The sequence below is a fragment of the Leisingera sp. ANG-Vp genome (assembly GCF_000813725.1).
In the GTDB taxonomy this organism is placed as follows: Bacteria; Pseudomonadota; Alphaproteobacteria; order Rhodobacterales; family Rhodobacteraceae; genus Leisingera.
This window is the reverse complement of the sequence record NZ_JWLD01000018.1, coordinates 36,067-44,613: the sequence shown is the minus strand read 5'-3', so window position 1 is coordinate 44,613 and position 8,547 is coordinate 36,067. Positions and strand designations below refer to the sequence as shown.

Below are 8,547 nucleotides of genomic sequence, written 5' to 3'. Positions count from 1 at the left end.
AGCCGGAGCTGCAGGCGGGGAGGTGGGAAGCAGTGTCAGCGGGCAAGCAGGCGTCTCCTATCGGCCTGGCGCGCGCCGCCCGGCTCCTTCTCCTCTGATAGGGGAATGCGGCAGCAATTTGAAGGGAAACAGGCGGGCGCCGGGCAGGGGCGCCCGCCAAAGAAATCAGCGCCGGCCGCGGGCCATGAAGGCCAGCCGTTCGAACAGATGCACATCCTGCTCGTTTTTCAGCAGTGCGCCGTGCAGCTTGGGCAGGGCATTGGCGCCGTCGCGGGCAATGTCCTCGGGGCTCAGGTCTTCGGCCAGCAAAAGCTTCAGCCAGTCGATCACCTCGGAGGTGGACGGTTTCTTCTTCAGGCCCTGCGTCTCGCGGATCTCGTAAAACTGGGTCAGCGCAGCGGTCAGCAGCGCTTCCTTGATGCCCGGATGATGCACCTCGACGATCTTCTTCATCGTCTCGGCGTCCGGGAAGCGGATGTAGTGGAAGAAGCAGCGGCGCAGGAAGGCGTCCGGCAGTTCCTTCTCGTTGTTGGAGGTGATGATCATGATCGGGCGGTGTTTCGCCTTGATCGTCTCACCGGTTTCGTAGACGTGGAACTCCATCTTGTCGAGCTCCTGCAACAGGTCATTGGGAAACTCGATATCGGCCTTGTCGATCTCGTCGATCAGCAGCACGACCTTCTCGTCCGCCTCAAAAGCCTCCCAAAGCTTGCCCTTCTTGATGTAGTTCTTCACATCATGCACGCGCTCTTCGCCCAGCTGGCTGTCGCGCAGGCGGCTGACGGCGTCATATTCGTAAAGACCCTGCTGGGCGCGGGTGGTGGACTTCACGTTCCACTCGATCATTCTAAGGCCCAGAGCCTCTGCAACCTGTTTGGCCAGTTCGGTTTTGCCGGTACCGGGCTCCCCCTTGACCAGCAGGGGACGCTCCAGCGTGACCGCCGCGTTTACCGCAACTTTCAAGTCATCCGTTGCGACGTATTCCTTAGTGCCCTGAAATTGCATGTCTTTCCCGTATCAGCCATGGTTGCCGTGTTCTTATCACGCTTTTAACCAAACCACGCCACTATTGTGTAGTGACATTCCTTCCCGTTAGGGATAAACGCTGCGGCAGAGGGGAGCCAATATGTTCAGGTACCAATTATGACCAGCATTATGGGCCAGACCGAAGGAGCCGAAATGAAGCAAGAAGTGTTTCTGCCGGACGACTACCGCCCGGCCGAAGATGAGCCGTTCATGAATGACCGGCAGCTTGAGTATTTCCGACGCAAACTATTGGAATGGAAGCAGGAGCTTCTGGCCGACAGCCGCGACACCATCGAGGGGCTGCAGGATAATACCCGCAACATCCCGGATGTCGCCGACCGCGCCAGTGAAGAAACCGACCGCGCGCTGGAGCTGCGCACCCGCGACCGCCAGCGCAAGCTGGTCGCCAAGATCGACTCGGCGCTGCGCCGCATCGACGAAGGCGAATACGGCTACTGCGAAGTGACCGGCGACCCAATTTCGCTGCGGCGCCTCGACGCGCGTCCGATCGCAACCATGAGCCTGGAAGCGCAGGAGCGCCACGAGCGCCGCGAAAAGGTCCACCGCGACGATTAACCGCCAGCCTTGGCGGCAGAAATACACGAATTCGGAACGCCGGGGCCTTTTGCTCCGGCGTTTTTTGTTCCATGTGGTTCAGGCGCAGAAGCTGCAGGGGCCCATGGAACTCAAAGGTTTGAAGATAACCGTAATCGGCGCCGGGATCGGCGGGCTGACCGCGGCGCTGGCGCTGCGGCGTCAGGGGGCGTCTGTCACCGTTTTGGAACAGGCCGAGGCGATTTCCGAGGTGGGTGCGGGGCTGCAGATCACGCCCAATGGCGTTGCGGTGCTGCGGGCGCTGGGGCTGGCGGACGATCTGGCCTGGTCCTCGCAGCGCGCCCGCGCGGTAGTGCTGCGAAGCCACCGGCGCGGCCGGCAGGTGCTGCGCCTGGACCTGGATGAGTACGCCGCGGGATTGAACTATTACTTTGTGCACCGCTCCGACCTGATCAATATCCTGGCAGGCGCGGCCCGGCGGGATGGTGTCCAGGTGCGTCTGCTGCAGAAGGCCGAACGGGTTGAGCCCGGGCCGCAGCCCATTGTGCACCTCGGCAACGGCGCGCATTGCGGCGGAGACCTGGTGATCGGCGCCGACGGGCTGCACTCGAAAGCACGCGCGGCATTGAACGGCGCTGATACCCCGTTCTTCACCGGCCAGGTGGCCTGGCGGGCAACGGTGCCCAACCACTTGAACCTGCCGCCTGAGGCGCAGGTCTTCATGGGGCCCGGGCGGCACCTGGTGGCCTATCCGCTGCGCGATGGCGGCCTGGTCAATCTGGTGGCCGTGCAGGAGCGCCGCGCCTGGGCGGAGGAAGGCTGGCATTTCAAGGACGACCCGGCCAGCCTGCGGGCTGCTTTTGCGGGCTTTGGCGGCACCGCGGCTGCGTTGCTGGAAGCGGTGGAGGAGGTGATGCTCTGGGGGTTGTTCCGCCACCCTGTCGCGGCCCGCTGGCACGGCGAACGCACCGCCATCCTGGGGGATGCAGCGCATCCGACGCTGCCGTTTATGGCGCAGGGGGCCAATCTGGCGCTGGAGGATGCCTGGGTGCTGGCCCGCTCCTTGCAGGAGGCCCGCGATGCGGACACTGGACTGGCTCTGTATCAATCCCGCCGCCAGGACCGTGCCCGCAAGGTCGTTGCAGCCGCCAGCAAGAACGCTTGGAAGTATCATCTGCGCGCGCCGCTCAGCTGGCCCGCGCATCAGGTTCTGAAACTGGGCGGCCGTTATGCGCCTGGCAAGATGGTCAGCCAATTCGACTGGATCTACCGCCACGACGTCACAGCCTGAGGCCAACGGGCTGAGGCCAGCGGGAGGCTCCCGCCCTTTCCGGCATCATCGGAGATGATCCCGGAAACGTTGGGCATGGCGCCGCGCAGAGCGCGGCGCAGGCCGCCTGGGAGCGGCCTTTAGAAGGCGTCAGATGTCAAGTTCGATCCAAACCGGCACGTGATCCGAAGGCTTGTCGCGCCCGCGCACTTCCTTGTCGATCTGGCAGTCGCGCAGCAGATCGGCGGCCTGCGGGGTCAGCAGGAAATGGTCGATGCGGATGCCGTCGTCACGGTTCCAGGCGCCGGCCTGGTAGTCCCAGAAGGAGTAATGGCCCGGGCCCTGGTGCCGCGCCCGGAAGGCCTCGGTGAAGCCCAGGTTGACGATCCGCTGGAAGGCAGCACGGCTTTCCGGCCGGTGCAGCGCGTCCTCGCGCCAGGCCTCGGGGCGCTTGGCATCCTCGGCCTGCGGAATGATGTTGTAGTCGCCTGCCATCAGCGCGGGCATCTCTTCCGCCATCAGTTCGGCAGCCCGCGCCTGCAGGCGCTCCATCCAGGCCAGTTTATAGGCGTATTTGCCGCCTGCGGCAGGGGTGCCGTCTGCCTCCAGTTCCACCGGATTGCCGTTGGGCAGGTAGAGGCCGCAGATCCGGATCGCCTGTTTGCCCACCACTGTGGCCTCGATCCAGCGGGCCTGCTCGTCGCTGTCGTCGCCGGGCAGGCCGCGGCGCACATCCTCCAGCGGCAGCTTCGACAGGATCGCCACGCCGTTGAAGCTCTTCTGCCCGTGGGTCTCGACGTTGTAGCCGCGCTCTTCGAACAGCTCGCGCGGGAAGGCTTCATCCACTGATTTGATTTCCTGCAGCAGAACGACATCGGGCTGTGCCTCATCCAGCCAAACCGGCAGAGCCTGCGCCCGGGCCTTGATGCCATTGATGTTGAATGTGGCGATTTTCATGGCTTGTCTCCGGCGCAAATTGCTGTATTCCGAGCCGATCTATCGCTGAATCAGCGCCTAGGGGCAAGCCCGATGCGTGTTTGGCGAATCACTTTGCCGACCCTTCGGGGACAGTGTTTTGCGCAGGTGAAAAATACCCTTCAGGTTGATTTATCTTATTTTGCAATATTGCCCGTGTGAATAACGCGGTGAATATTTTGTGGATTAATCAAATTAAATTAAAACGCTCAAAAAATAGTGAGTTGAAGTTAAAGTTCGCAATTTTAAAAATACAATGTGAAATTGCATTTTATATTTGCGCTGCGCGGTGCCCGTGCCAGCGTGGTGGAACCTTTTGTCACTAATGAATGGGGTTCCAAAATGACTGCTCAGCGTAAAATCAAGGACTTCCGTGCCATCCATCCGTCTGCAAGCGCCAGCTTGGCCGCAGGCGAAGGAGTGGAAATGTTCTCGTCGGGTTCGGCGCCCGAATGCACTGCCGGCATCAGCACGGGTGACGGCGTTTCGCTGTTCTCTTCAGGTTCGATGCCGCAGACAGCCGAATGCTGGACAGGCGGGGAGACCGGGCAGTTCTCCAGCGGCTCGGCGCCGGTGGCGGCGGGCGGAACCGCTGCAGGTGATCTGGTGCAGCTGTTTTCGTCGGGTTCGGCGCCGTGTTCTCAGGCAGAAGCTGCAACCGGGGATCTGACGGAAATGTTTTCCTCCGGCTCCGCCCCGGCTGAACGCTGTGACAGCGGGGCAGGCGAGGGCACAGAAATGTTCTCCTCCGGTTCCGCCCCGGCCGCCAGTGCTGAAACCGGGGCAGGCGACGGGACCCATCTGTTCTCCTCCGGGTCTGCGCCTGTTACAGAGGCGCGCACCGCTGCCGGCGACGCCACCCGGCTGTTTTCTTCGGGCAGCTGATCCGGACAGATGAACCGGACGCGGCCGGTGTGCAGCCGGCCCTGTCCCAGGCAGCCCTGTTTGACGGGCCGCCGCTGCGCCGCTTCCATCCGTAAGAGGTTCCCATGGCCCAGGTCATCCCGTTCTTCTCTCCAGCTGCCCGCCAGTCCCGGGCCTGTGCGCAAGCCGCGCTGATTGACAATTTTGCGCAGCACCGGCGCACGCAGGAGGACGTGTTCTGGCTCAAGGAGAACGCCGAACTGCTGAACATTCTGGAGTGCACGGGGGCTGAACTGCCGCTGGAAGCCCTGGCGCCCCTGCAGCAGTTTTATGATGGGGCGGCGCGCCACATCAGCTTTTTCCGGCAATACTACCGCTTTATCCTCTCGATCTGCCTGGACCTGGAGGATCTCGGCCTGCCGGGGCAGACCGGTGCGCAGCTCGCGGAATGGGTCTGCCGCAAAGGGCTGGCTCAGGCTGAACTCTCTGATCTGCAGCGGGCGGAGGCCCGCCGTCTGCTGGCGCGGCGCGGGGCGGAACTGCAGGATCACGGACTGGATGACCGGCTGCGCCGCTTTATGTCGCGCCCTCAAACCTTTGTGATTCCAAACAAAAAGGCGGCTTACGAACTGACCCATATAGTCTTCTACCTGTCGGAGTACGGCCGCCGCGATCCGGACTTGCCAGAGCCTGCCGTAACCAGCTTGGAATATGCCGGCCTGGTCGCCTTTCTCGATCAGAATGCGGATTTGCTGGCCGAGATCTGCACGGCTTTGCGCTATGCCGGGCGGGTTCCGCCAGCAGATTGGGAGGTTTGGCTGGATCGGCGTGTTTCCGCCTATACTCTCTCTAAGGGAGAATTTTATGGACTTCATGATGCTTATCACGAGTATTTTGTGGTCAACTGGCTCATGCTGCTGTCCGGGCGCAAGGCCTTCCGGCAGCCGGTTCCCTCCGGGGGCGTGCATGTGCCTGCCTTGCAGGGGGGAAGCATTTTGAGGAGCCTGTCTGAAGCTGTATTTGATGCCGGATCCGCGCGGGCCAGCTGGAGCGCAGTCAGGGCCCGCGCCGAGGCTATGCTGAGCGAGGAGGAGCACGGGCTTCTTGCCGCCGCTGAGCGCAGCTGTTCAGGTTTTGCAAGGTTTTTCGAAGGGTTTGCCCGGGCTGGCAGCGCGGGGGCGTTGTGATGGCGGCCGGGCGCAGCCAAGCGCTAGCGGGCGCGCTGCTGGTGGTCGCCTATACCGGGCTGATCGCCTCGGCGGATGGGATAACCAAGCTGCTGGCGGGCCAGTATGCCGCGGCCCAGCTGTACGCGCTGTCCGGCGCCATGGTCGCTGTTCTGTGCCTTCTGGCAGACCGGTTGCCTGCGTTGCGGGGCGGGTTCCGCACAGTCTGCCCGCGGGCGATGGCGCTGCGGTCGGGGGCGACCCTGATTGCGGCCGTCTGTTTCTTCTATGCTTTCCGGCTGCTGCCGTTTGCCGAAGTGTTTGTCTTCATTGGGCTGATGCCGCTGCTGGCGGGAGCGATGTCCGGGCTGGTGCTGAAGGAGCCGGTGCGCCCAGCGGCCTGGATTGCCCTGGCAGCCGGCTTTGGCGGCGTGTTGTTCCTTCTGCCGCACGGCGGAAGCAGCGGTCATTCATTCTGGGGCCACTTTATCGCCCTGGCGGCCGTGGTCTCGGGAACATTTTCCATGACAATGGCACGGTTTATCGGGCGTTATGAATCCAATTCGCTGGCTCAGGTATTCTATCCAAACCTGACGCTTTGCCTGGCGATGCTTGTCCTGCTGCCTTTTGTCTGGATGCCGATGCCGCTGACGGATGTTGCCTGGGCCGCGGGCTATGCGTTCCTGCTGTTCGGAGCGCGCTGGCTGCTGGTGGTGGCGCTGCGGCTGCTTGCCTCTTATGCGGTAACGCCGCTTATGAACCTGCAATTCATCTGGATGGCTGTGATCGGAGCGGTTGCGTTTGGTGAGTTCCCGCCTGCCACGACCTACCTCGGCGGCGCAATTGTGATTGCATCCGGCCTCTATCTGGTTTGGGACCAGTTCGCGCCTGCCTTGCCAGGGCTGCGCGGTGCCGGGCGGCTGCAGACGGACCCTTGATGTGAAGCCCGGAGGCGCGCAGCCGATGGGGTAGGCGCATCAGGTGCGCCGCCCGGGAAAATGTGCTTTCCGGGCTTTTCCCGCACCGCAAACCTCTAGGCATCGCCTGCCGGCGTCCGGTGTCAGATCGAGAAGGAGGTACCGCAACCGCAGCTGGAAGTGGCGTTTGGGTTTTCGATGGTGAAACGGGCGCCGATCAGCTCCTCAGTGAAGTCGATCACGGCGTTTTCCAGGAAAGGCAGCGAGACACTGTCAACCACCACCTTTTCTCCCTGGCCTTCGAGCACCAGATCGTCTGGCTTCGGATCGTCCAGGGCAATTTCGTACTGGAAGCCCGAGCAGCCGCCGCCTTCAACCGCAACGCGCAAGGCCTGGCCCTGGTCTGCGGCGCCGATCTCGGCCAGCCGGGCAAAGGCTCGCTCGGTCACTTTCGGGGGCAGTTGCATGGCATTTCTCCACAGGCTCATGTTGCAGCGCAAAGCATTATATAGAAAGGTGCAATTCAGGCGGCAAGATTGCCGGTGAAATTGTCTGGGAAAAGATTTCATATGCATGCGTCTTATGCCACATTGCCGGACCGCTGCCGCGGGCGGCTGGTTGCCGAGGAGGAAAGCTCCTTCCGATCCCCCTATCAGCGCGACCGCGACCGGATTATCCACGCCAGCGCTTTCCGGCGGCTGAAGCACAAGACCCAGGTGTTTGTTGAACATGAAGGCGACAACTACCGCACCCGGCTGACCCATTCGATCGAGGTCGGGCAGGTGGGCCGTACCATTGCCGGGGCGCTGGGGCTCAATCAGGAGCTGACAGAGGCTGTGGCGCTGGCGCATGACCTTGGCCACACGCCGTTCGGCCACACCGGAGAGGATGCGCTGCATGCGCTGATGGCGCCTTATGGCGGCTTTGATCACAATGCCCAGGCCATTCGTATCGTCACCCGGCTGGAACGCCATTACGCCGAATTCGACGGATTGAATCTCACCTGGGAAACCCTTGAAGCGATTGCCAAACACAACGGGCCGGTGGTGGGAGAGCTGCCCTGGGCGCTGGCTGAATGCAATCTCGCGGTGGATCTGGAGCTGCATACCCACGCCAGCGCTGAGGCCCAGGTGGCAGCGCTGTCCGACGACATCGCCTACAACAACCACGATCTGCATGACGGGCTGCGCGCCGGGCTGTTCACCGACGGCGACATCGCCCGCCTGCCGCTGATCGGACCCTGCTACGCCGAGGTTGACCGCCTCTATCCGGGCTTGGACGCGAACCGCCGCCGCCACGAGGCGCTGCGCCGGTTCTTCGGAGTGATGGTGGGGGATGTGATCGACACTGCCCGTGCGCTGCTGGCAGAGACCGGGGTGCAGTCGGTCGAAGAGGTCCGGGCGCTGGGGCGGCCAGTGGTGAAGTTCTCCGATCCGCTTTGGAATGATTTGAAGGAGATCCGTGCTTTCCTGTTCACCCGCATGTACCGGGCGCCCTCGGTAATGGACAAACGAGCCAAGGTCTCCAAGGTGGTTGAGGCGCTGTTTCCCTATTTTCTGGAGAATCCGCAGGAGATGCCGGCGCGCTGGCATGCGGAAATCGCCGCCGCAGCGGACCGGACCGCGCTGGCGCGGATTGTCTCGGATTACATCGCCGGCATGACCGACCGATTTGCCCTGCAGCTGCATGAGCGGCTGATCGGGGTGAAGGTGGAAGTCTGACCGGGCTGTGCCTCCAGAGGGCGTGTTCGGAGCAGGATGAAAGGAAAAGCGCT

The 8,547-nt window shown here is 62.7% G+C and carries 9 protein-coding genes; 6 read left to right on the top strand and 3 right to left on the bottom strand.

Features of this window, described 5'->3' with window-relative positions:
- Nucleotides 1-165: 165 nt before the first annotated feature.
- A complete protein-coding gene (locus RA20_RS07345) occupies nucleotides 166-1,005 on the bottom strand; it encodes an AAA family ATPase (RefSeq protein WP_039126123.1) in 840 nt (279 codons plus the stop codon).
- 174 nt (nucleotides 1,006-1,179) lie between these two features.
- On the opposite strand from RA20_RS07345, the gene dksA reads away from it, so the two are divergent.
- Nucleotides 1,180-1,602: an RNA polymerase-binding protein DksA gene (dksA, locus tag RA20_RS07340; protein WP_039126148.1), complete on the top strand. Its 423-nt coding sequence runs from the start codon at nucleotides 1,180-1,182 to the stop codon at nucleotides 1,600-1,602.
- Nucleotides 1,603-1,705: 103 nt separating this feature from the next.
- Nucleotides 1,706-2,872, top strand: a complete 1,167-nt coding sequence (locus tag RA20_RS07335; RefSeq protein ID WP_039126146.1) for an FAD-dependent monooxygenase — start codon at nucleotides 1,706-1,708, stop codon at nucleotides 2,870-2,872.
- Between the two features lie 129 nt (nucleotides 2,873-3,001).
- Here the strand turns inward: RA20_RS07335 and xth are convergent, their stop codons facing one another.
- Nucleotides 3,002-3,808, bottom strand: coding sequence for an exodeoxyribonuclease III (gene xth, locus RA20_RS07330; protein WP_039126120.1), 807 nt, complete (start codon nucleotides 3,806-3,808; stop codon nucleotides 3,002-3,004).
- A 360-nt stretch (nucleotides 3,809-4,168) separates the two neighbouring features.
- Here xth and RA20_RS07325 point away from each other — a divergent pair, with 360 nt between their 5' ends.
- The 3 genes from RA20_RS07325 (at nucleotide 4,169) to RA20_RS07315 (ending at nucleotide 6,794) form a co-directional block, all read left to right on the top strand.
- Nucleotides 4,169-4,711, top strand: coding sequence for a DUF6749 family protein (locus tag RA20_RS07325; protein ID WP_039126143.1), 543 nt, complete (start codon nucleotides 4,169-4,171; stop codon nucleotides 4,709-4,711).
- A 104-nt stretch (nucleotides 4,712-4,815) separates the two neighbouring features.
- Nucleotides 4,816-5,877 (top strand): DUF6902 family protein, encoded by a 1,062-nt coding sequence (locus RA20_RS07320; protein WP_039126117.1) that lies wholly within the window; start codon nucleotides 4,816-4,818, stop codon nucleotides 5,875-5,877.
- Nucleotides 5,877-6,794 carry a DMT family transporter gene (locus RA20_RS07315; RefSeq protein ID WP_039126114.1) on the top strand — a complete coding sequence of 306 codons (918 nt, stop codon included), beginning with the start codon at nucleotides 5,877-5,879 and terminating at the stop codon, nucleotides 6,792-6,794. The genes RA20_RS07320 and RA20_RS07315 overlap by 1 nt, the downstream gene beginning before the upstream one ends.
- 122 nt (nucleotides 6,795-6,916) lie before the next feature.
- Here the strand turns inward: RA20_RS07315 and RA20_RS07310 are convergent, their stop codons facing one another.
- On the bottom strand, nucleotides 6,917-7,240 hold the full coding sequence (locus RA20_RS07310) for a HesB/IscA family protein (RefSeq protein WP_039126111.1): 324 nt from the start codon (nucleotides 7,238-7,240) through the stop codon (nucleotides 6,917-6,919).
- A gap of 102 nt (nucleotides 7,241-7,342) precedes the next feature.
- Between RA20_RS07310 and RA20_RS07305 the strand changes: the two genes are divergently transcribed.
- The gene (locus RA20_RS07305) at nucleotides 7,343-8,494 is read left to right on the top strand and encodes a deoxyguanosinetriphosphate triphosphohydrolase (protein ID WP_039126109.1); all 1,152 of its coding nucleotides are present in this window, start codon (nucleotides 7,343-7,345) and stop codon (nucleotides 8,492-8,494) included.
- Nucleotides 8,495-8,547 lie beyond the last annotated feature (53 nt).

Coding starts and splice junctions, on each gene's coding strand:
- RA20_RS07345 (WP_039126123.1), bottom strand. CDS start 1,005: ATGCAATTTCAGGGCACTAAGGAATACGTCGCAACGGATGACTTGAAA.
- dksA (WP_039126148.1), top strand. CDS start 1,180: ATGAAGCAAGAAGTGTTTCTGCCGGACGACTACCGCCCGGCCGAAGAT.
- RA20_RS07335 (WP_039126146.1), top strand. CDS start 1,706: ATGGAACTCAAAGGTTTGAAGATAACCGTAATCGGCGCCGGGATCGGC.
- xth (WP_039126120.1), bottom strand. CDS start 3,808: ATGAAAATCGCCACATTCAACATCAATGGCATCAAGGCCCGGGCGCAG.
- RA20_RS07325 (WP_039126143.1), top strand. CDS start 4,169: ATGACTGCTCAGCGTAAAATCAAGGACTTCCGTGCCATCCATCCGTCT.
- RA20_RS07320 (WP_039126117.1), top strand. CDS start 4,816: ATGGCCCAGGTCATCCCGTTCTTCTCTCCAGCTGCCCGCCAGTCCCGG.
- RA20_RS07315 (WP_039126114.1), top strand. CDS start 5,877: ATGGCGGCCGGGCGCAGCCAAGCGCTAGCGGGCGCGCTGCTGGTGGTC.
- RA20_RS07310 (WP_039126111.1), bottom strand. CDS start 7,240: ATGCAACTGCCCCCGAAAGTGACCGAGCGAGCCTTTGCCCGGCTGGCC.
- RA20_RS07305 (WP_039126109.1), top strand. CDS start 7,343: ATGCATGCGTCTTATGCCACATTGCCGGACCGCTGCCGCGGGCGGCTG.